This window comes from Bradyrhizobium sp. IC4059, from assembly GCF_020193615.1.
Taxonomy (GTDB): domain Bacteria; phylum Pseudomonadota; class Alphaproteobacteria; order Rhizobiales; family Xanthobacteraceae; genus Bradyrhizobium; species Bradyrhizobium yuanmingense.
On the sequence record NZ_JADYVH010000004.1, the window covers coordinates 523,848 to 544,786 of the forward strand.

Here is a 20,939-nt window from a genome sequence, read left to right on the forward strand (position 1 = left end):
CCGCGGATGCCACCGCGGGCTCCGGCCGAAGGCTGGCCGCAGCTCTCTGGCAAGCAAGCCCGTAGCCTTACGGGGAGCATGGCGCACAGGTGGCCGCGCGTGTTGCCGACGCCAATTGGCGCGCAGGCGGCCTGCGTCCTATATTCGACAGCGAGAAGCAAGCGTCAAAACACCGCAGGCGGCAATGCGGACGGAGACTGCGATCGTGGCGAGCGACATCCTCTGGCAGGAGATACGCGGCGAGGCGCGGCGCACCGCAGCGGCGGATCCCGTCTTCGGCAAGGCTGTCGCCGATGCCATCCTTGCCCATGACGATTTTACCGCTGCCTTGGCCGATCTGATCGGGCGTCGGCTGGGCGGCAGCGCCGCCGATCGCGAGCGCTTCACGACGTTTTCCCGCGATGCCTTTCGCGGCCAACCGGATCTGGTCGAAGCGGCCGGCCGCGACCTGCGCGCCATCGTGCTCCGTGATCCCGCCATCGCCGGATTGTTGCCGCCGCTGCTGCACTTCAAGGGCTATGTCGCGCTGCAGTCCTGGCGCGTCTCGCACTGGCTATGGCGTCATGACCATCGTGATGCGGCGCTGCTGTTGCAGAACGAGGCATCGAACGTCCTGCAGGTCAGCATTCATCCGGCCGCGAGCCTCGGCTCGTCGGTTTATCTCGACCATGCCACCGGCATCGTGATCGGTGCCAATGTCGTCATCGGCGACGAGGTGACCATCCTTCAGAATGTCAGCATCGGACGCCATGGCGACCTGCCGATGCGCTCGCCTCGCATCGGTCGCGGCGTGTTCATCGGCTCCGGCGCGACCATCCTCGGCGACATCGAGATCGGCGACTTCGCCAAGATCGGCGCCGGGACTGTCGTGACCGGTGACGTGCCTGGCGGCTGTACCGCAATCGGCAATCCCGCGCGGCTCACCAATTGCCTTGCGGCCGCTTCGTCCGCTTGACTGTCGCTCAGGCGGCGCGGCGGTGGCTTTCGCCGCCATGATGCGGGTTGACCGGCTCCGAGCTGGTCTGGCCCGGCGCATCCAGCACCGCGACGTGGTGGCGATAGACCATTTCCCAGCCCTTCCATCCCGTGAACAGAAGGATGCCGACCACGACCAGGGACAGCACGACGCCCCAGGGCTTGATCGCCGCCTCCGCGCCTTGGGCGTAGCGGAGATAGAAATTGACCAGGGCCAGCACCACCGCCGCGAGATTGCCGACCATGTGGTACCAGGCATCGTTCAGGCGGCGGATGCGTGGCTCGCTGAAGAAGTCGGTGAAGCCGGCTGCGGCGGCAACCAGCGCCATGACGATGCCGGCGCCGATCAGCCACATCGCGGCGCGTGCCCAAAAACCGTCGCCGGTTCCGATGAAGGCCAGATCGGCGATGGGAGCGCCGACCAGGAACGCGACGGGGAACGGAATCAGCATGGGGTGGAGCGGGTGATCGCCGATCGCGGCGGTCGTCTTGGGGTTGATGGACATGGCAGGACCTCGCTGAGAGTGATTTTCCGGACAATTTTTGGCACGAGAGCAGGTTCCTCCGGCCGGTGCGTCTGGAACACGGGATCCGGGGTCCATCCCCCTGCAGGGACTGTCTTTCCTGCAGCCAAATGCGTCGCCGGTAACCCCGCATTAACCATCGGCGGGCTCTGGTATGTGCGGACAGGCGTGCCCGGAGCCCGACGTCAAGGCCTGGGGTCGAGGCCCCTTAGTTTTGACATCTTGGCGGGGAATGCAGGCGGCCGGCTTTTGACGAGCCTTTGGACGAGCCCTGCACCCCAGAAAGACAAGGCTTTGAGCGGGCTTGCCCGCCGCGCGGGTCCGGCGCGGCTGTTGGGGAACACCGGCCGCGATTTGCTGGCCGAAGACATTAGGTAACGATCGCCTTGAGAGGATACTGCTTATGAATCCGGCCGAATTGGCTCAGACAGCCCTTCCGGTTGCTGCCTCCGCCGACGTGTCGCTGATCGCGCTGTTCTGGCAGGCTCACTGGATCGTGAAAGCGGTGATGCTGGGGCTTCTGGCCTGCTCGGTCTGGGTCTGGGCGATCGCCATCGACAAGATCTTTCTCTACGCGCGCACCCGCCGCTCGATGGACCGGTTCGAGCAGGCGTTCTGGTCCGGCGAGTCGATCGAGGAGCTCTATCGCACGCTATCGGCAAAGCCGACGCATTCCATGGCGGCCTGCTTCGTGGCGGCGATGCGCGAGTGGAAGCGCTCGTTCGAGAGCCATGCCCGCTCGGTCGCAGGGCTTCAGATGCGCATCGACAAGGTGATGAACGTCTCGATTGCGCGCGAGGTCGAGCGGCTGGAACGGCGCCTTCTGGTGCTGGCGACCGTCGGCTCCGCCGGCCCCTTCGTCGGCCTGTTCGGCACGGTCTGGGGCATCATGTCGAGCTTCCAGTCGATCGCAGCCTCGAAAAATACCTCTCTGGCGGTGGTCGCCCCCGGTATCGCCGAGGCGCTGTTTGCGACCGCCGTCGGCCTTATCGCCGCCATTCCTGCCACTATTTTCTACAATAAGTTCACCTCCGAGGTGAACCGGCAGGCCCAGCGGCTCGAGGGCTTTGCTGATGAATTTTCAGCCATTCTGTCTCGTCAGATCGACGAGCGGGGCTGACGGACGGCATGTATAGTGTGAAGGGCAATCTGGGCACGCGATCATGGCCATGAACGTTGCGAGTTCGTCCGGCGGCGGCGGGCGCCGCGGCCGGCGCAAGCCGGTCGTGGCCGAGATCAACGTCACGCCGATGGTCGACGTCATGCTGGTGCTGCTCATCATCTTCATGGTGTCGGCACCGATGTTGACGGTCGGCGTCCCGCTCGACCTGCCCCAGACCAGTGCCAAGAGCCTCGAAAACAACGACCAGAAGCCGATCCAGATGTCGGTCGACATCAAGGGCAAGGTGTTCATCAACGACACCGAGATTGCGCTGAACGAGCTGATCCCGAAGCTGAAGGCGATCACCGATGCGCGCGGCGGCCTCGAGGAACGCATCTATCTGCGCGCCGACAAGAAGGCGGATTACGGCACCGTGGCCAAGGTGATGGGCCAGCTCTCGGGCGCCGGATTCAAGAAGCTGGCGCTCGTCACGGAAGCGGATCAGGGGTCTTGAGGCCGTGAAGGTGAACGTCGACAAGACACTCGTTGCGTCGATTGCCCTGCATGTCCTCGTGCTGGGATGGGGGCTCGTCACCTTCAGCAGCAAGGCCTACATCGCTACGCAGGAATCGCTTCCGATCGACATCATCTCCTCCGATCAGCTCGCCAAGATGATGGCGGGGCAGAAGACCGGCAAGAAGGAGGAGCCGAAGCCCAAGGTCGAGAAGATCGCGGAGCCCAAGCCGGAGGAAGACGCCGTCGGCAAGGTCACTGAGAAGAAAGAGCTGATCAAGACCAATTCGCAGCCGGAGCCGCCGCCGAAGCCGGTCGAGAAGCCGGTGGAGAAGAAGCCGGAGCCGCCGAAGCCCGTGGCGGAGGCCAAGCCGAAGGAAGAGCCGAAGCCGCAGGAAAAGAAGCCTGATCCGGCCAAGGAAGATCCGATCGCCGAGCTGCAGAAGAAGATGGAGACCAAGAAGCCGCCGCCGAAGCCCGTGGAGCAGAAGGTCGCGGCGGTGCAGCCGCAGCAGCAGCCTAAGCCCAAGGAGCGCACCTTCGACCCCGCGCAGATCCAGCGCGACCTCGACAAGCGCGCCGCGACCCGGCACGAGCAGACCGGCTCGGCGTTGAATGCATCAGCCTCGCTGGGCACAGCGACAGGGACGGCCGCCAACAACGTCGCGACTTGGCAGGGAGCTTTCGTCGCTGCCGTCAAGCACTGCTTCAATTTCCCTTATGATGCTCAGGACAGGGATCAGTTTACGGCCGACATAGACATTCAGATGCGCCCCGACGGCACGCTCGCGTCAGCGCCTGTGATTGTCGCGGTTCGAGGACCGTCTCGGGCAATTGCAAATGCGATGGCGGAGAGTGCCAAGCGTGCGATCCAACAGTGTCAGGCCTACACGTTCTTGCCCAAAGCTCAGTACGACACTTGGAAAACGATTGCGCTGACTTTCGATATGAAAGATCAGCAGTAGATGAGACATGAATTAACTCAGGTGAACAAGATGCCATTTCTGACGCGACGTGGATTCATCGCGGCCGCGGGATCGTCAGTCACCCTGCTGGCCGGAGGCGCCGCGACGGCGCAGGGGCGACTTCAAGTCAGTCCCGGCGGATTTCAGCCCATCTCGATCGCGATCAGCAACTTCGTGCCCGGCTCGCCCTCCGACAGCGACGTCGCTAACGGTGTCACGCAGGTCATCACCAACAACCTGAAGCGCTCAGGTCTGTTCGCGCCGATCGACCAGGCCGCCTTCATCGAGCGCATCAGCAACATCGACGTCGCGCCGCAATTCGAGAACTGGAAGACCATCAACGCGCAGGCTCTGGTCACCGGCCGCATGACGCGGCAGCCGGACGGCCGCCTGAAGGCCGAATTTCGCCTGTGGGACGTCCTCTCCGGCCAGCAGCTCACCGGCCAGCAATATTTCACCTCGCCGGAATATTGGCGCCGCATCGCGCACATCATCTCCGATCAGATCTATGAGAAATTGACCGGCGAGAAGGGCTATTTCGACAGCCGCGTCGTGTTCGTGGACGAGACCGGGCCGAAGGAGCGCCGCGTCAAGCGGCTCGCGATCATGGATCAGGACGGCGCCAATGTGCGCTATCTGACCCGCGGCTCCGATCTCGTGCTGACCCCGCGCTTCTCGCCGAACTCGCAAGAGATCACCTACATGGAGTTCGGCCAGGGCGATCCGAAGGTCTATCTCTACAACATCGAGACCGGCCAGCGCGAGATCGTCGGCAATTTCCCCGGCATGACCTTTGCGCCGCGTTTCTCGCCGGACGGCCAGCGCGTCATCATGAGCCTGCAGCAGGGCGGCAATTCCAACCTGTTCGTGATGGATCTGCGCTCGCGCTCGACCACGCGTCTCACCGATACGCCGGCGATCGACACCTCGCCGTCCTATTCGCCCGACGGCAGCCGCATCTGCTTCGAGTCCGATCGTGGCGGCAGGTCGCAGATCTACGTGATGAGTGCGGGCGGCGGACAGGCGCAGCGCATCTCCTTCTCCAAGGACGACACCAACGCCAGCTATTCGACGCCGGTGTGGTCGCCGAAGGGCGACTACATCGCCTTCACCCGGCAGGGCGGCGGGCAGTTCGCGATCGGCGTCATGAAGCCCGACGGCTCGGGCGAGCGGCTGCTCACCTCCGGCTTTCACAACGAAGGCCCGACCTTCTCGCCGAATGGCCGCGTGCTGATGTTCTTCCGCGATCCTGGCGGCAATGGCGGGCCGTCGCTGTACTCGGTCGACATCTCCGGCCGCAACGAATTGAAGGTGCCGACGCCGGGTTTTGCCTCGGACCCGGCATGGTCGCCGCTGTTGTCCTCGACCTCGGGCTGACCACAGCGCAGTTGAAACATCGCGCGTTCAGACGCGCGATGTTTTCGAAAAACCGCGCCGATTTTTTCCGAGTTTGCCGTGACCGGCAACACTTCCTTCACCTTGCGCCCGGCAAGGCTTGCCTACCTGCTTGATATTCCAGCGAAAATCATTTCGCTATTGCCGAAAAACAACCCGACTTTAACGATGTTCCCTCAGAAAAGCTTCATCTCGGCTGGGTAAGACTACGCGCTGAACAGGACGCGCGTACAAACCAAAATGCAGTTCGCAAGCCAGAGCGGAGAGCAGGGGCAACCGCCGCCGGTCAATCCGGCGGCGCAGATCGATTCGCTCTTTGAAGCGCCCGGACCGCTGCTGGCCGGTCTCATCTTCGTGTCGATCGGTGCTGCGCTGACTGCGCTGAAGACAGGTGAGCCCCTGATTTGGGCGTGCGTGGCACTGCTCGTCTTGGCCGGAACGGTGCGGGCGATCGATTTGCGTCGCTATCAGGGACGCAAGTCGAGCGTGACCGCCGAGGCGGCCAAACGCTGGCAGGCGCGGTATCAGATCGGCGCGAAGATCCAGGCTGCAGCGATCGGCATCTGGTGCGGCACGACTCTGCTCGCCACCGACGACGCGGTCGCGCATATGATTGCCCTGTCGGTCACGACAGGCATTGCCGCAGGGGGAGCGGGAAGGGCGTACGGACGACCGTCGATCTTCCATCTGCAGGCGCTGCTCATTTTCGCCCCGGCGGTGTTGGCATTGGCGTGGCGCGGCACGCCCTACTACATCGCGATGGCCATTGTGAGCGCGGCCTTCCTGCTGGCGATCATGCAGCTCTCGGTCAACTTGCACCGGATCTTCATGGGCGCCGTGGTGGCGCGCGAACGCGAAGCCGCACTTGCGGGCCAGTTCGATACCGCCCTCAACAACATGCCGCACGGTCTTTGCATGTTCCATCGCGATGGCCAGCTCGCGGTGATGAATCACCGCTTCGCGGCGATGATGAACCTGCCCGACCATCTGCCTCGGAGCGGCGCCAGCGCGCGCGACATCATCGCGGCGTGCGTGCAGGCAAGATCCATCTCGAGCGCGGACGGCGAGCATATCGTCGCCGGCATCGAAAGTTCGCGGGAGAAGGAGATCATCACCGCCGAGGCGAACCTGGAGCGAAATCGGTCGCTGTGCTGGACCGTTCAGCCGATGGCGGACGGAGGGGCGGTGCTGCTGCTCGAGGACATCACCGAGCGGCGCAACGCCGAGGCCAAGATCACCCATCTTGCGCGATATGACGACCTGACGGCGTTGCCGAACAGGGTCAACTTCCGCGACCAGATCGAGCACCTGCTGGCTGTCTCCCACGATGCGGCGCAGCTCTCTGCGCTGCTGTTCATCGACCTCGACCAGTTCAAGCAGGTCAACGACACGCTGGGCCATCCCTGCGGCGACCAGCTCCTGTGCGCCGTCGCCAACCGCCTGCGCGAGATGCTGCGCCCCGAGGATTTCGTCGCCCGGTTCGGCGGCGACGAGTTCGTCGTGTTCCAGCAAAACCTCACGTCGCCCGAGGATGCCGCGGCACTCGCCCGCCGCATCGTCGAGCGGTTGAGCGAGCGGTACCGCATCGACAATCATCTGGTCGAGATCGGCGCCAGCGTCGGCATCGCGCTGACCTCGCCGGAGGGCACCAGCGCCGACACGCTGCTCAAGAACGCCGACATGGCGCTGTACCGCGCCAAAGCCGACGGCCGCGGCACCTATTGTTTCTTCCGCGACGAGATGGCCGCGACCGTCGAGGCGCGCCGCATCCTCGAGCTCGACCTGCGCAAGGCGCTCGCCAACGAGGAATTCGAGCTGTTCTTCCAGCCGCTGGTCAATCTGAGGTCCGGCAAGATCACCACCTGCGAAGCGCTGCTGCGCTGGAATCATCCGGTGCGCGGCACGGTCTCGCCGGTCGACATCATCCCGGTCGCCGAGGACATGGGCCTGATCGTCGATCTCGGCCGCTGGATCCTGCGCCGCGCCTGCATGGAATGCATGAAGTGGCCGGAGGGTGTCAGCGTCGCCGTTAATTTCTCGCCGCAACAATTCCACCAGCGCGACGTCCTGAGCGAAATCCGCTACGCGCTCGAAGTGTCGGGCCTGCCGGCGCATCGTCTGGAGATCGAGATCACCGAGTCCTCGCTGCTGCGCAACACCCAGCTCACCCACGACATCCTGTCGCAATTGCATGCGCTCGGCGTGCGCATCTCGCTCGACGATTTCGGCACCGGCTATTCCAGCCTCAGCTACCTGCACAATTTCCCGATGCAGAAGGTGAAGATCGATCGCTCCTTCCTCGAAGGCATCGATTCCGACAGGCCGCTGACGCTGCTGCGCGGTGTCGCGCGGCTGTCCGCCGACCTCGGCATGGCCGTCGTGGTCGAAGGCATCGAGACCAACGAGCAGCTCGAGCTGATCAGCGCCGACGGCACCGTGACCGAAGGGCAGGGCTACCTGTTCAGCCGGCCCGTACCGGCGGTGCGGATCCGGCAATTGCTCAACGCCTCGCATGGTCGTCGCGTGCCCGACGACCAGCTCGCCCTCGTGTCGTCGCGATAGGCCCGATCCCTTCCCGGCAGCTCCACTCTCGCAATCGGCTCCCGTGTGCACCGTAGTCTTGCGGGCTCGCAAAGGTTAACCCTAACGATTCTATAGCTTTGCAATTCCGTTAAGGAACCATTAAGGTCTGGCTACTCGTGGAAGTTGCTTGGAGTCAGAGGTTGCAGATGAAGTCCGGAGCCGAACCGAACACGGCGCTCCTTCCACGAGGCGCCGCGTTGTTTGACCGCATCGATTATCGGCTCATCGAAACGCCCGAGGACAAGGACAACCTGTATCTGATGCGCTACCGCGCCTATCTGCAGGCCGGTCTGATCGAGCCATCACCTTCGCTGCGCGTCAGCGATCGTTTCGACGAAACGCCCAACACCTGGAATTTCGGGGTCTATGTTGACGGAGAGCTTTGCAGCTCCGTCCGCATCCATCTGCTGACGTCGGAATGGCGGATGTCCTATACCACCGAGGTGTTCGGCGACATCCTGCATCCCCGCCTCGATCGCGGCGAGGTTTTTGTCGATCCATGCCGGCTCGTTGCAGATCCCGACAAGCACCACCGTTTTCCCGAGCTGCCCTATTTGACCGTCCGCCTCGCCTTTGTCGCGTGCGATCATTTCAACGCCGACACCGGCCTTGCCATGATCCGGACCGATCATCAGGCGTTCTACCGCCGCATCTTCCTGCACGAGACCATTTCGCCGGAGCCGCGGGGCTTTCCGGGTTGGCCCACCAAGAAGGCGGTCCTGATGGCCACCGACGTCCGGCGGCAGCGGGACAAGGTGCTCGCGCGCTTTCCGATCATGCGCTCCAGCGCGTTCGAGCGGCGCATGCTGTTTGAACGCAGCATCCCCCGCCAGGCCGCCACGCGGCCGATTCTGCTCACCACGCCGCGGACCCTGGACGTGGCCTCTCAAGCGCTCGGTTCGGTCTAGGCGGGCGCTCCCCGGTCATTTCGGCCCAAAATTCCAGCAAGTGCCGGCCCTTTTGCCGGCCGACGCGGCTTGCCTTCACCCTCGCGCCACATTTACAACCCATTAACCATGACGTTTGCTTTTCGCTGGTTGGGGGCATTTGACCGGCTGAGGCAAGGTTCCGTCAAGGTTGACGGAACGTTCGCTTAACCAACCCCCTGTAGACCGGACAGCAGTGGACTAACGTGAGCGTGGAGGCTCCGGAATGAGACATCCTATGCGTATCCTCCAGGGATTGAAGCTGGCCGCGGTGCTCGCCGTCGCGCTGTCGATGGGCGCCTGCGCCAACAAGAATGCCGCGACGGATGCGATGGCCAATGCGGCGACGCCCGGCAGCCAGCAGGACTTCGTCGTCAACGTCGGCGACCGCGTGTTCTTCGAAAGCGACCAGACCGATCTGACCCCGCAGGCGATCGTGACCCTGGAGAAGCAGGCGCAGTGGCTGCAGACCTATCCGCGCTACTCCTTCACCATCGAAGGTCATGCCGACGAGCGCGGCACCCGCGAATACAACATCGCGCTCGGCGCCCGCCGTGCCCAGTCGGTCCGTTCGTTCCTCGCCTCGCGCGGCATCGACCCGAACCGCATGCGCACGATCTCCTACGGCAAGGAACGGCCGGTCGCCGTCTGTAACGACATCTCCTGCTGGTCGCAGAACCGCCGCGCCGTCACTGTCCTGAACGCCAGCTCCTGACGCTCGGTCAGGTCCCCGGTGGTCAGTCAGGCCCCGTTCAGCTTTGCAATTGGATGATGCCGGCGCCCTCTCGGGCGCCGGTTTCGTTTCAGCATTCTGTGACTGAAAACCCCTTGGTATCAGTCACATTTTTGGCGTACTCCACTTCGATGTGTGGCGCGTCGAGGGTTCCGTCGCAGGCCATTTCGCTTTCGTCGTCAGGGCAAGATGTCATCCAGATTTAAGGCTTTTACCGGTACCGCGGCGACCGCCGCGCTGCTCTCTTTGTGCTCGCCCGCGCTTGCGCAATCGGTCTACGGGCAGTCGGATGATGTCGACCCTGAGATGCGGATCGAGCGGCTGGAGAACCGGCTGCGCCAGCTCACCGGCCAGAACGAGGAGCTGCAATATCGCAACCGCCAGCTCGAAGAGCGCCTGCGGGCGCTTGAGGGCGGCGCGCAAGGGGCGCCCGGGCAGGCACCCAACGTCGCGGCGATGCCGCCCGCGCAGATCGCACCCAGCCAGATTGCACCAGGTCAGGTCGCGCCCGGCTATCGCCAGCCGCCGCCGCAACAGCAAGCCGCGCAGCCGAGCTACGAGCAGCCGCAGATCGCCGCGCCCGCGCCGATCGTTCAGGAGCAGCCGGCGCCCGGCGCTCCCGGCACACGCCGCCGCGGCGATGCCTTCGACCCCAACCAGAACCCGAATGCACCCGGCGCGCCGCGCGCACTCGGCGGCGGGCAGCAGCCGATGCCGGCGGTCACGCCTGGCGGCGGCCGCAATGCGGGCGAGCCGCTCGATCTCGCCAACACCAGCCCGCGCTACCAACAACGCTACCAACAAGGTGTGCCGCCGGCCGCGCAGCCCGGCTATCCGCCGGCACAATCCGGTTATCCCGCACCGGCCGGTGGCGCTGCCTTGGCCACCCTGCCGCCGTCGGCGACGCCCCGCGACGAGTTCGACCTCGGCATCGGCTACATGCAGCGCAAGGACTACGCGCTGGCCGAGCAGACCATGAAGAACTTCACGCAGAAATTTCCGAGCGACCCGCTGGTCGGCGACGCGCAATACTGGCTCGGCGAGAGCTATTTCCAGCGCCAGCAATATCGCGATTCCGCCGAAGCGTTCCTCGCCGTCACCACCAAATACGAGAAATCGGCCAAGGCGCCGGATGCGCTGCTGCGGCTCGGCCAGTCGCTCGCCGCGCTGAAGGAGAAGGAGGCCGCCTGCGCCGCCTTCGGCGAGATCGGCCGCAAATATCCTCGCGCCTCCGCCGGCGTCAAAGCCGCCGTCGATCGCGAGCAGAAGCGGGTGAAGTGCTGATCCGCTGACAAAGCGGATGGCGTTGCGCTAAACATTCGGTCAATCCGCGGATGATTGCAGCGTCATGTCAGACGACGACGATTCACCGATCTCGGCGCGCGAGGCGAGGCGGCTCTTCGCGGGCCTAAGAGATGCCCCGGCGCTGGTGCTCGCGGTCTCCGGCGGGCCCGACTCGGTTGCGCTGATGTGGCTTGCAGCGCGCTGGCAGCGCAGCCTCGCGCGAGGCCCGCAAATCACGGTCGTCACGATTGATCACGGCCTGCGCCCGGAGGCCGCCCGTGAGGCGCGCGAGGTCAAGCGGCTCGCCGCGGCGCTCGGATTGCCGCACCGGACCTTGCGCTGGCGCGGTGAAAAGCCGAAGACGGGGCTGCCTGCCGCCGCGCGCGAGGCCCGTTACCGCCTGCTCGCACAGGCCGCCCGTGCCGCCGGCGCGAGCCATGTGCTGACGGCACACACCCGCGACGACCAGGCCGAGACCCTGTTGATGCGCCTGTTCCGCGGCAGCGGACTTGCCGGACTCTCGGCCATGGCTCCATTCACCGAGCGCGACGGAATCGTGCTGGCGCGTCCGTTGCTCGACGTTCCGAAATCGCAGCTGATCGCGACCTTGCGGCGGGCGAGGATCGGCTTTGCCGAGGATCCCACCAACCGGGACACCGCCTACACACGGCCGCGGCTGCGCGCGCTGCTGCCGCTCCTCGCGGCCGAGGGCGGCGACGCCAGAAATCTGGCGCGGCTCGCGGCAAGGCTGGCGCGGGCCAATGCGGCGGTCGAGGTGCTTGCCGACGGCGCCGAGCGCTTCCTCCGCCTGCGGGATCGCGGCGATGCGCCGCAGGCGAGTGTCAGGAGCTTCGAGGCCGCGACCTTTGCCGCCCTGCCGGAGGAGGTGCGGCTGCGGCTCCTGCTGCGGGCCATCAACGCGCTCGGCCATGAAGGGCCGGCGGAACTCGGCAAGGTCGAAACCCTGATGTCGGTGCTTGATCGGGCGATCGCCGGCCCCGGTGCAGCCGCAAATGGCCGGCCGGTTCTGAAGCAGACCCTCGCGGGAGCCTTGATCAGCCTTGCCGGCGGGCGTATCCAGATCGCGCCGGCGCCGGCCCGGCGGCGCAAGGGCAGATGAGCGCGACGAGAGCGGATCATGACACCGGTCAATTCGCGTCCGTGCCGTCAGGCCACCTTAACCAGGCAGGAAAAACCCGGGTTCGGACGCCATGATTTCAGCGGGAATCGCGCTAAGATGGGATAAATAGTCCCATCTCGTTCCCTTGGCAGCGACCGGGGCGGCACCTAAATTGTATCCGTCTAACGATGAGGATTCCTTGGGATTTCCTCGCATTGACCAAATCAACTGCCCAAGGATCACGGCCGCGATCCGCGCGACCACGAAGGAAGATCGATGAACGCCAATCTGCGCAATTTCGCCCTCTGGGTCATCATTGTCTTGCTGCTGTTGGCGTTGTTCACGCTCTTCCAGAATCCGGGTCAGCGGGCCTCCTCGCAGGACATCGCCTTCTCGCAGCTGCTGAGCGAAGTTGACCGCGGCAATGTGCGCGACGTCGTGATCCAGGGGCCGGACATCCACGGCACCTTCACCAACGGCTCCAGCTTCCAGACTTACGCGCCGAACGACCCGACGCTGGTGAAGCGCCTCTATGACAGCAAGGTGCAGATCACCGCGAAGCCGCCCGGCGACAACGTGCCGTGGTTCGTCTCGCTCTTGGTCTCCTGGCTGCCCTTCATCGCGCTGATCGGCGTCTGGATTTTCCTGTCGCGGCAGATGCAGGGCGGCGCCGGCAAGGCGATGGGCTTCGGCAAGTCGCGTGCGAAGATGCTGACGGAGGCCCATGGCCGCGTCACCTTCGAGGACGTCGCCGGCGTCGACGAAGCCAAGCAGGACCTGCAGGAGATCGTCGAGTTCCTGCGCGACCCCGGCAAATTCCAGCGCCTCGGCGGCCGCATTCCGCGCGGCGTGCTGCTGGTCGGCCCGCCCGGCACCGGTAAGACCCTGATCGCGCGTGCGGTCGCGGGCGAAGCCAACGTGCCGTTCTTCACCATCTCCGGTTCCGACTTCGTCGAGATGTTCGTCGGCGTCGGCGCGAGCCGCGTCCGCGACATGTTCGAGCAGGCCAAGAAGAATGCGCCCTGCATCATCTTCATCGACGAAATCGATGCCGTCGGTCGTCACCGCGGCGCCGGTCTCGGCGGCGGCAATGACGAGCGCGAGCAGACGCTGAACCAGCTGCTGGTCGAGATGGACGGCTTCGAGGCCAACGAGGGCGTGATCCTGATCGCCGCCACCAACCGCCCCGACGTGCTCGATCCCGCGCTGCTGCGTCCGGGCCGCTTCGACCGTCAGGTCGTGGTGCCGAACCCCGACGTCGTCGGCCGCGAGCAGATCCTGAAGGTGCATGTTCGCAAGGTTCCGCTGGCGCCCGATATCAACCTCAAGACCATTGCGCGCGGCACCCCGGGCTTCTCCGGCGCCGACCTGATGAACCTCGTCAACGAGGCCGCTTTGACCGCCGCCCGCCGCAACAAGCGGATGGTGACGCAGGCCGAGTTCGAGGAGGCCAAGGACAAGGTGATGATGGGCGCCGAGCGCAAGTCGCTCGTCATGACCGAGGAAGAGAAGTTGCTCACGGCCTACCACGAGGGCGGCCACGCCATCGTCGGCCTCAACGTGCCCGCGACCGATCCGATCCACAAGGCGACCATCATCCCGCGCGGCCGTGCGCTCGGCATGGTCATGCAGCTGCCCGAGCGCGACAAGCTGTCGATGTCGCTGGAGCAGATGACCTCGCGCCTCGCCATCATGATGGGCGGCCGCGTCGCCGAAGAGCTGATCTTCGGCCGCGAGAAGGTGACCTCGGGCGCGGCGTCCGACATCGAGCAGGCCACGCGCCTGGCCCGCATGATGGTGACGCGCTGGGGCCTGTCGGAAGAGCTCGGCACCGTCTCCTATGGCGAGAACCAGGACGAGGTCTTCCTCGGCATGTCGGTGTCGCGCACGCAGAACGCCTCCGAAGCCACCGTCCAGAAGATCGATTCCGAGATCAAGCGTCTGGTCGAGGAAGGCTACAAGGAGGCGACGCGCATCCTCACCGAGAAGCGCGCCGATCTCGAGACGCTGGCCAAGGGCCTGCTCGAGTTCGAGACGCTGACCGGCGACGAGATCGTCGACCTGCTCAAGGGCAAGAAGCCGAACCGCGAGTCCGTGCTCGAGCCGACCACACCGCGCGCCTCCGCCGTGCCCCCGGCCGGCAAGCCGCGCCCGCGTCCCGATCCGGATCCCGGCCTCGAGCCGCAGCCGCAGGCGTAATTCCAAGCTGCAGCTGAGAATCGAAAAACGCGGCGGTAACGCCGCGTTTTTTATTGTCCGAGCGCGCCTTCGCGAGCTGGCATTGCGCTGGCCCCTCCCGCAAGGCAGGCGCCGCCGAACCAGAGCGTTCTGTTCCGGCGCCATCGTTCGAGCCTGGGCCGTTTTGCCACAGCCATCCGGCTGAATCGGTTGCGGTGGGTCAAGAAGGAGCATCTCGACAGCGTTAGGTTCCGACTCGTCAAAGGAGGCACACATGGCTTTCAAGGATGTTCTGTTGACCCTGGCGAGCTACCCGGAGCCGACGCCGGTTTCAGTGATCGACGATGCCGTCTCGGTGGCCGCCGCCCTGGGGGCGCACCTCGCAGCCATTTCCTGCGAGGTCCATGCGGAGGTGCGCGCAAGCCTGCTCGGGGATGTCATCCTGGACATACCCGCGCTTATTGCGCGCGAGGCCGCCAAGAGCCGCGAGAATGCGAAAGCCCTGCTTGCCGCATTCGAAGACTCCGCCGACAAATCCGGCGTCCGGCATGAGACCATCTTCGAGCACTGTGCAACCGCCAGCGAGGCCGCGCTGCTGGTTGACTATGCAAGGCTTCGGGATCTCACGATCATGGCGGTGCCGGACTGCCATGATCTGGGGTACGCCGAAGAGGTGATTTTCGAATCCGGCAGGCCGACGCTGATCCTGCCCACCGGCCCGCGGTCGCGTCCGTTGCGGCTCGACGCCATCTGCGTGGCTTGGGACTTCAGCCGCACCGCTGCGCGAGCGGTTTCCGACGCACTTCCTTTGCTCGAAAGCGCAAGAAGTGTGCGCGTCGTGACTGTCACCAATGAAAAGCCCCTGGATTCCAGACATTCCGGCCGAGAACTGGCGAAGAACCTGGCTCGTCACGGCATAGAGGTCGTGCTGGATGAGATCGATGCCGAGAGCAAGCCGATCGACGAGGTCCTCACATCTTACGTGCTGTCCCATGGCATCGACGTCCTCGTGATGGGCGCGTACGGAACGCCGAGATGGCGGGAATTCGTGCTCGGCGGCGCGACCAGGGGCCTGCTGTCCAAGCCGCCGATCCCGATCCTGTTTTCGCATTGACGCTTGGTGATGCAGGAGGTGGCGCCGCTCGGGTCTACGAAACTGGTCAGATCGCTGACGCTCACGCACGCGGTCCTCTACGGGCTCGGCGTCACGATCGGCGCCGGAATCTACGTCCTTGTGGGCGCGGCCGCCGCCCGGAGCGGAATGCATGCACCTCTGGCGTTCCTTGCTGCCGCGGTCGTGATGGGCGTGACGGCCGGGAGCTTTGCCGAACTGGGCACGCGACTGCCGGTCGCGGCGAGCGAGGCCGCCTATGTCCAGGCCGCGTTTCATCGAAAATGGCTCAGCGGTGCCACAGGGTTGCTCGTGGTGGCTGCAGCGACGATTTCCGGCGCGACCATCACCGTGGGGAGCGCCGGCTATATCAGCGTGTTCCTGCCGCTGCCTGCCAGCTGGATCATCGCCGGCGTCGTGCTCGCGATGGGAGCGATCGCCTGCCTGTCCGCGGTTCAGTCCATCAGCTTCGCCGGCTTGATGACGGTCGTGGAGATCGGAGGATTGGTCCTCATTGTCGGAGCCGGGCTGTTTGAGGGCGACGCCCTGGTCTCCCGGCTGCCCGAACTGTTGGCTCCCCTGAGCGATAAAGCAGCGTGGACCGGGATCGCACAGACGTCGCTGCTCGCCGTGTTTGCGTTCATCGGGTTCGAGCACCTCGTGAACATCTCCGAGGAAATGAAGAATCCGTCCCAAACGCTGCCTTGGGCGCTCTTCATCACCCTCGGCGTGACCGCGCTCCTCTACATGATCGTCGTCTGGGTTGCGGTGGTCGCGGTGCCCCCGGCCGAGCTCGCGCACGCCTCGGCTCCGCTTGCACTTGTCTTTCAGCGGTTGACCGGTCTTCCCCTCTCGGTATTGAGCGTCATCGCGATCGTTGCGACGGTCAACGGGATCATCGTTCACATGCTGATGATCGGACGTGTGCTGTACGGGCTTGCGGACCAAGGCAGCCTTCCGGCCTTTCTGGCCCGTGTGAACGCCAGGAGCGGCGCGCCGGTGGTTGCAACCCTCTTCGGCGTGGGCGCCATCCTGATCCTCGCCCTCGGCGTTCCCTTGACCGGATTGGCCGAATGGACCTCACGCCTGACGCTCGGGATCTTCGTCCTGGTCAACCTGGCGCTTCTTCGCATCAAGACGAGAGAATCCAAGCCTCCCGCCGGCGTGTTCTTCGTGCCCATTTGGGTGCCGATCGCAGGACTGTTCACAAGCGCCGCGTTGCTCCTGATCGATCTCGTGCGATAGCGCCCGCGTGGCGTTTCGGCGGAGGACCCGGACGTTGCGATGGCGGTTCTCTCGCTTCCGCACGCGCGATCGGTGAAACATTAAAGAACACCTTAACAATTAAGGCCTAGCTTGGCCCGCCATGACTGATCAGGTCGTCTCCAGCGCGGTTCAACCGTTTTCGGCGCGTGCAGTGCTCCCTTGGGCTGTGGGGCTCGCCGTCTACGCTGTGTTGCTGGCTGTCGGCCCGAAGCTGCTCGGAGATCCCGACAGCTATTCTCACGTCGAGCTCGGGCGCTGGATCATGGCGCATGGGACCCTGCCGACGAGCGATCCATTTTCGTTTTCGAAGCATGGCGCGCCCTGGATCACGTTCGAATGGCTGTCGGAAGTCATCTATGCCGGAGCCTACGTCCTGTCAGGCTGGTCCGGCGTCGTCGTCGTCGCGGCCGCGGCGATCGCACTCGCCTTTGGTCTGCTCACATACTTCCTGCTGCGCGAGCTGTCGCCGACCCAGACGCTGGTCATGGTGATCGCGGCCGTCATCCTGACGGCGCCGCACATGCTGGCGCGGCCACACGTGCTCGTGATGCCCATCATGGTGATCTGGGCGGCTGCCCTGGTGCGTTGCATGGATCACGGCAGGCCGCCACCATACTGGGCCCTGCCGCTGCTGGTCGTGTGGGGCAATCTGCACGGCAGCGGAGTGCTGGCGCTTGGCTTGATTGGACCCGTGGTGCTCGAGGCGCTGCTGCGCGAGGAGCGAAGCCAATGGCCACGCGTGCTGCTGCGCTGGGTGCCATTCACACTGCTTGCCGTCGCCGCATCCTGCCTGACGCCGCATGGGCCGGAACCGCTGCTGATGCCGATCACGACACTCGGCCTCGGTCCCGCGCTCGCCTGGATCGCGGAATGGCGGCCGCAGGATTTCAGCCGCATCGGCGGCTTCGAGCTGCTGTTGCTGGGGGGCATCTTCGCGCTCTCGCGCGGCGTCACGCTGCCGATCGTGCGGACCCTCGTGGTGATCGGCTTGCTCCATTTCGCGCTGGCGCAGATGCGCAATGCGGATCTGCTGGCCATGCTGGCACCGCTCTACCTCGCGGCCCCGCTGGCCCGGAGGTTCGGCGGGCCGAGCGGGAACGAGACCGACCGCTCCTCGCGTGGCTTGAACCTGGCGGCATTCGGCATCTTGGCCGCGATGAGTGGATTGGCGCTGGCGCGCGACATCCGGCCGGCTCCCCTCATCACCCCCGAGGCGGCGGTCGCCCGTGCCGACCTCGCCAAGGCGGGGCCGCTGCTCAACGATTATTCCTTCGGCGGCTATTTGGTCTTTGCCGGCATTCCAACCTTCATCGACGGCCGCGCGGAACTGTTCGGCGGACCGTTCATCGACCGCTACAATCGCGCCCTGGCGCTGATTGACCTCGGAGATTTTCTCAAGCTGCTCGACGACTACAAGATCAGCGCGACGCTGCTCGCACCGAATACGCCCGCCACAGCGATGCTTGACCGGCTGCCGCACTGGCAGCGCGTGTACAGCGACGATGTGGCGGTCGTCCACAAGCGCCGAGAGATGCAGTAAAGCCCGCTCGGCAGCAGCATTGAAGACCAGGTGTTGGCCTCACGTCCGAGATGATTGCGGCGAATCACTCGTTGATTGCGTGTTTCGCGGGTGCAGTCGCCGCCTCGTTGCGATCGAAGCCGGCTCGCTTCTGGACCACGTACAGTGGACGGCGCTTTACTTCGGCATGGATGCGGCCGACGTAAAGGCCCACGATCCCCGTCATCAGCATGTTCATTCCACACAACAGCGAGAGGAGGACGATGGTCGAGGACCAGCCGGTCACGAGATGAGCGTCGTTGCTCAGCCACATCACGACGACCCAGCCGCCGTAGAGCAGTGCGAATGCCGAGACGGTCAATCCGCACCAGATCGCCAGGCGCAAGGGCAGATCGGAAAAGCCGAGCGCGGCGTTCACCGCGAGCCGGATCATCTTGAACAGGGGGTACTTGGTCTCGCCCGCGGCGCGCTCGAGACGATGGAAGGTGACCTCGGCCTGGCGGAAGCCGAGCCAGGCGATCATGCCGCGTACGAAGCGATCCTGCTCCGGCATCTGCCTGAGCGCGTCCAGCACCTTGCGATCGATCAGGCGGAAGTCACCGACGTCGGCGGGGATGCCGACGGAGGACATCTTGCCGAGCAGCCGGTAGAACAGGTGTGCGGTCGCGCGCTTGAATCGGCTTTCGCCCTCGCGCGACAAGCGGCGGGCGTGGACGACGTCATTGCCTTCGTGCCATTTTGCGATCAATTGCTCGATCACTTCGGGCGGATCCTGCAAATCGGCGTCCATGACGATGATCGCGTCACCCTGCGCGGCGTCCATGCCGGCGGTGATGGCGACTTGATGGCCGAAATTCCGCGACAGGCCGATATAGCGAAAGCGGGCGTCGCGCACGGCGAGTGCCTGCAGCACGATCGAGCTGGAATCGCTGCTGCCGTCGTCGACGAAAATCGCCTCTGCCGGCCCGTCGAGCCGGGACAGCAGGAAGTCGAGCCGGCGTAACAATATCGGCAGTACGGCTTCCTCGTTGAAGACGGGAATGACGAGGCTGTAGCGGATCGGTCCGGAATTGGCCGCCATGCGAAGGAGTCCAGCTGGGTTGCAGGGACGGAAGTCTACGGGCAGGTGGTTAAGGTCGCCTTTCTCAGGACTTGCGGCGAATCCTGTAGAGCACGAACCGATCCGAGGTCTGCAATAGTTCCAGCAGATCCGGCAGCGGGTTTGCGGCCCGCGGTCCCAGCACATAGAGGTAGTCGAAATCCCGGTACCAGGTGCGGACAAAGCGCGGCGAGTCCGCCGGCGGGTGGCCCGCTGCTATCGCGGTGAGCAGGCCTGAGGACACCAGTCCGCCATCCGGAGTGGCAAGATGGCGCACGGCCTCGACGGCCCGAACAGGCTGCTTGCCCGCCTCCGTGAAGAGATTGGGCACGAACGCATTGGCATAGTGCACCGCCAGCGTTGGCGCATAATACATCGGATACGCCGTGAGATCGGCGAAGGGCGGGTCGCCAGCTTCGTCCGCATTGCTGACGAGGACGCGCGAGCCACGTTCGACCTTGCGGAACGACTCGACAATGGCCGCGTAGTCAGTGCGGTAGGGCAGCCATACCGTGAAGACAACGGCGAGATTGATCAGCGTGATGCCGCTGATCGCAGCGAGTGCAGCCATCCGCCAAGCCCGGCTTGGCAGCGACAGCGAGCAGAACGCCGGCAGGATCAGCGCCGCAGCAGGAAACACGCGGAGGTCGGCGAAAGAGGTCCCGAACAGCCTCGAGGGAATGGCCACGTACAGGAGCGCAAGACCGAGCGCGATCCAAATCCCGGCGGGCTCGAGCCTGAGCAAGCCGCGCCTTGCGGCGAACAGCAACGCGGTCATGAGGGTCAGCCCGGTCACCGCCGCGGCCGTCAGATTGTAGCCGTTCATGATGCGGAGCGGCCAGACCGGCTTGAATGCGAGGAACCAATCGTTGCCTTGGCTTCCGATCGCGCCTGCCGTGACATGCATGATCGCAAGCAGCGCAAGCGCCGGTAGGGCCAGCGCGCCAAGCCGCGCGGCCGCGACGGAATACGCGACCCGCCCTTGGCGGACGCGCGACAGCTCGAAAAGGCCGAGCGTTGCGCCATAGATGCCGAGCGAAAAGAAATGCGCCACATAGAGCGCGGCGACGAAGATCAGATTGGCCATGAAGCGCAGCGGCCAGGGGCCTTCCGCCAGCATCAGATAGACGGCGATGCCCCAGAGCGCGAGGCCGAGCCCGAACTCGAAGTTCACGAAACCCCAGCTGAACGGCAGGCAATAGAGCAAAGCGAGCGCGGCGAAGCCGGCGAGATGGATGCGTCCCTTCCGGACCCATTCGAGCAGAAGCGCACCGGTGACGATCAGGCATTGGCTCAGCAACAGAAACAGCCGCGTCGCGTTCTCGACGCTCATCAGGCGCGCCAGCTGCGGGACCAGCAGGTCCATTCCGAGGTTGGGATAGAAGGCCCACCTCACCTCGTAATACGGATTTGCACCCGCGGTGCCGTTCTGGCTCAGAACAGACATGCGGGCGAGGTGATTGGGATAATCGACCATCGCCGGAATGGGCGTCAGCAGCACCGGAACAAACGAGACCATAGCCAGCATCGCAAGCACGATCATCGCCACGGCTCGGTCCGGGGCGGAACGCGCCGGATCTGTCAGGATCGGGTTGCTGGAAGGAACCATCTGATGAAGTTGCTGAGGTCGAAGACGCGCGCTGGAG

18 protein-coding genes are annotated in these 20,939 nt (G+C 64.7%); 15 read left to right on the plus strand and 3 right to left on the minus strand.

Annotated features, from left to right (window positions below; genetic code table 11):
* Positions 1 to 184 precede the first annotated feature (184 nt).
* Positions 185 to 955 (plus strand): DapH/DapD/GlmU-related protein, encoded by a 771-nt coding sequence (locus I6F12_RS16005; RefSeq protein ID WP_036021861.1) that lies wholly within the window; start codon positions 185 to 187, stop codon positions 953 to 955.
* A gap of 7 nt (positions 956 to 962) precedes the next feature.
* On the opposite strand, the gene I6F12_RS16010 is transcribed toward I6F12_RS16005, so the two are convergent.
* On the minus strand, positions 963 to 1,481 hold the full coding sequence (locus I6F12_RS16010; RefSeq protein ID WP_035998550.1) for a DUF2231 domain-containing protein: 519 nt from the start codon (positions 1,479 to 1,481) through the stop codon (positions 963 to 965).
* A 421-nt stretch (positions 1,482 to 1,902) separates the two neighbouring features.
* Here I6F12_RS16010 and tolQ point away from each other — a divergent pair, with 421 nt between their 5' ends.
* The 14 genes from tolQ to I6F12_RS16080 all read left to right on the plus strand — a co-directional run bounded on the left by tolQ (position 1,903) and on the right by I6F12_RS16080 (position 18,215).
* Complete coding sequence (tolQ, locus tag I6F12_RS16015; protein ID WP_225126318.1) at positions 1,903 to 2,619, plus strand: protein TolQ; 717 nt, start codon at positions 1,903 to 1,905, stop codon at positions 2,617 to 2,619.
* Positions 2,620 to 2,662: 43 nt separating this feature from the next.
* Complete coding sequence (gene tolR, locus I6F12_RS16020; protein ID WP_036021864.1) at positions 2,663 to 3,115, plus strand: protein TolR; 453 nt, start codon at positions 2,663 to 2,665, stop codon at positions 3,113 to 3,115.
* A 4-nt stretch (positions 3,116 to 3,119) separates the two neighbouring features.
* Positions 3,120 to 4,079: a protein TolA gene (locus I6F12_RS16025; RefSeq protein WP_225112958.1), complete on the plus strand. Its 960-nt coding sequence runs from the start codon at positions 3,120 to 3,122 to the stop codon at positions 4,077 to 4,079.
* A gap of 30 nt (positions 4,080 to 4,109) precedes the next feature.
* Complete coding sequence (gene tolB, locus I6F12_RS16030; protein ID WP_225112957.1) at positions 4,110 to 5,456, plus strand: Tol-Pal system beta propeller repeat protein TolB; 1,347 nt, start codon at positions 4,110 to 4,112, stop codon at positions 5,454 to 5,456.
* Positions 5,457 to 5,534: 78 nt separating this feature from the next.
* Complete coding sequence (locus I6F12_RS16035; protein WP_225112956.1) at positions 5,535 to 5,678, plus strand: hypothetical protein; 144 nt, start codon at positions 5,535 to 5,537, stop codon at positions 5,676 to 5,678.
* Positions 5,679 to 5,714: 36 nt separating this feature from the next.
* Positions 5,715 to 8,036 carry an EAL domain-containing protein gene (locus I6F12_RS16040; RefSeq protein ID WP_225156803.1) on the plus strand — a complete coding sequence of 774 codons (2,322 nt, stop codon included), beginning with the start codon at positions 5,715 to 5,717 and terminating at the stop codon, positions 8,034 to 8,036.
* A 167-nt stretch (positions 8,037 to 8,203) separates the two neighbouring features.
* A complete protein-coding gene (locus I6F12_RS16045) occupies positions 8,204 to 8,965 on the plus strand; it encodes a hypothetical protein (protein ID WP_035998571.1) in 762 nt (253 codons plus the stop codon).
* A gap of 244 nt (positions 8,966 to 9,209) precedes the next feature.
* A complete protein-coding gene (pal, locus tag I6F12_RS16050; protein ID WP_035998574.1) occupies positions 9,210 to 9,698 on the plus strand; it encodes a peptidoglycan-associated lipoprotein Pal in 489 nt (162 codons plus the stop codon).
* Between the two features lie 207 nt (positions 9,699 to 9,905).
* Positions 9,906 to 11,000, plus strand: a complete 1,095-nt coding sequence (ybgF, locus tag I6F12_RS16055) for a tol-pal system protein YbgF (RefSeq protein WP_225156804.1) — start codon at positions 9,906 to 9,908, stop codon at positions 10,998 to 11,000.
* Positions 11,001 to 11,064: 64 nt separating this feature from the next.
* Positions 11,065 to 12,120, plus strand: coding sequence for a tRNA lysidine(34) synthetase TilS (tilS, locus tag I6F12_RS16060; protein ID WP_035998583.1), 1,056 nt, complete (start codon positions 11,065 to 11,067; stop codon positions 12,118 to 12,120).
* 276 nt (positions 12,121 to 12,396) lie between these two features.
* A complete protein-coding gene (gene ftsH, locus I6F12_RS16065) occupies positions 12,397 to 14,319 on the plus strand; it encodes an ATP-dependent zinc metalloprotease FtsH (protein WP_035998585.1) in 1,923 nt (640 codons plus the stop codon).
* Between the two features lie 253 nt (positions 14,320 to 14,572).
* The gene (locus I6F12_RS16070; RefSeq protein ID WP_225156805.1) at positions 14,573 to 15,412 is read left to right on the plus strand and encodes a universal stress protein; all 840 of its coding nucleotides are present in this window, start codon (positions 14,573 to 14,575) and stop codon (positions 15,410 to 15,412) included.
* Positions 15,413 to 15,421: 9 nt separating this feature from the next.
* The gene (locus I6F12_RS16075; RefSeq protein ID WP_225156806.1) at positions 15,422 to 16,654 is read left to right on the plus strand and encodes an APC family permease; all 1,233 of its coding nucleotides are present in this window, start codon (positions 15,422 to 15,424) and stop codon (positions 16,652 to 16,654) included.
* 121 nt (positions 16,655 to 16,775) lie between these two features.
* Positions 16,776 to 18,215 (plus strand): hypothetical protein, encoded by a 1,440-nt coding sequence (locus I6F12_RS16080; protein ID WP_109142505.1) that lies wholly within the window; start codon positions 16,776 to 16,778, stop codon positions 18,213 to 18,215.
* Between the two features lie 64 nt (positions 18,216 to 18,279).
* Here I6F12_RS16080 and I6F12_RS16085 read toward each other — a convergent pair whose 3' ends face one another.
* Together I6F12_RS16085 and I6F12_RS16090 are read right to left on the minus strand one after the other, a co-directional pair.
* Positions 18,280 to 19,275 (minus strand): glycosyltransferase family 2 protein, encoded by a 996-nt coding sequence (locus I6F12_RS16085; protein ID WP_225156807.1) that lies wholly within the window; start codon positions 19,273 to 19,275, stop codon positions 18,280 to 18,282.
* A 64-nt stretch (positions 19,276 to 19,339) separates the two neighbouring features.
* Complete coding sequence (locus I6F12_RS16090; protein ID WP_225156848.1) at positions 19,340 to 20,836, minus strand: hypothetical protein; 1,497 nt, start codon at positions 20,834 to 20,836, stop codon at positions 19,340 to 19,342.
* Positions 20,837 to 20,939: the final 103 nt, after the last annotated feature.

What these genes read in the sequence shown, in the direction of transcription:
- I6F12_RS16005 (WP_036021861.1), top strand. Translation starts at nt 185, where the DNA reads ATGCGGACGGAGACTGCGATCGTGGCGAGCGACATCCTCTGGCAGGAG.
- I6F12_RS16010 (WP_035998550.1), bottom strand. Translation starts at nt 1,481, where the DNA reads ATGTCCATCAACCCCAAGACGACCGCCGCGATCGGCGATCACCCGCTC.
- tolQ (WP_225126318.1), top strand. Translation starts at nt 1,903, where the DNA reads ATGAATCCGGCCGAATTGGCTCAGACAGCCCTTCCGGTTGCTGCCTCC.
- tolR (WP_036021864.1), top strand. Translation starts at nt 2,663, where the DNA reads ATGGCCATGAACGTTGCGAGTTCGTCCGGCGGCGGCGGGCGCCGCGGC.
- tolB (WP_225112957.1), top strand. Translation starts at nt 4,110, where the DNA reads ATGCCATTTCTGACGCGACGTGGATTCATCGCGGCCGCGGGATCGTCA.
- I6F12_RS16040 (WP_225156803.1), top strand. Translation starts at nt 5,715, where the DNA reads ATGCAGTTCGCAAGCCAGAGCGGAGAGCAGGGGCAACCGCCGCCGGTC.
- I6F12_RS16045 (WP_035998571.1), top strand. Translation starts at nt 8,204, where the DNA reads ATGAAGTCCGGAGCCGAACCGAACACGGCGCTCCTTCCACGAGGCGCC.
- pal (WP_035998574.1), top strand. Translation starts at nt 9,210, where the DNA reads ATGAGACATCCTATGCGTATCCTCCAGGGATTGAAGCTGGCCGCGGTG.
- ybgF (WP_225156804.1), top strand. Translation starts at nt 9,906, where the DNA reads ATGTCATCCAGATTTAAGGCTTTTACCGGTACCGCGGCGACCGCCGCG.
- tilS (WP_035998583.1), top strand. Translation starts at nt 11,065, where the DNA reads ATGTCAGACGACGACGATTCACCGATCTCGGCGCGCGAGGCGAGGCGG.
- ftsH (WP_035998585.1), top strand. Translation starts at nt 12,397, where the DNA reads ATGAACGCCAATCTGCGCAATTTCGCCCTCTGGGTCATCATTGTCTTG.
- I6F12_RS16070 (WP_225156805.1), top strand. Translation starts at nt 14,573, where the DNA reads ATGGCTTTCAAGGATGTTCTGTTGACCCTGGCGAGCTACCCGGAGCCG.
- I6F12_RS16075 (WP_225156806.1), top strand. Translation starts at nt 15,422, where the DNA reads ATGCAGGAGGTGGCGCCGCTCGGGTCTACGAAACTGGTCAGATCGCTG.
- I6F12_RS16080 (WP_109142505.1), top strand. Translation starts at nt 16,776, where the DNA reads ATGACTGATCAGGTCGTCTCCAGCGCGGTTCAACCGTTTTCGGCGCGT.
- I6F12_RS16085 (WP_225156807.1), bottom strand. Translation starts at nt 19,275, where the DNA reads ATGGCGGCCAATTCCGGACCGATCCGCTACAGCCTCGTCATTCCCGTC.
- I6F12_RS16090 (WP_225156848.1), bottom strand. Translation starts at nt 20,836, where the DNA reads ATGATCGTGCTTGCGATGCTGGCTATGGTCTCGTTTGTTCCGGTGCTG.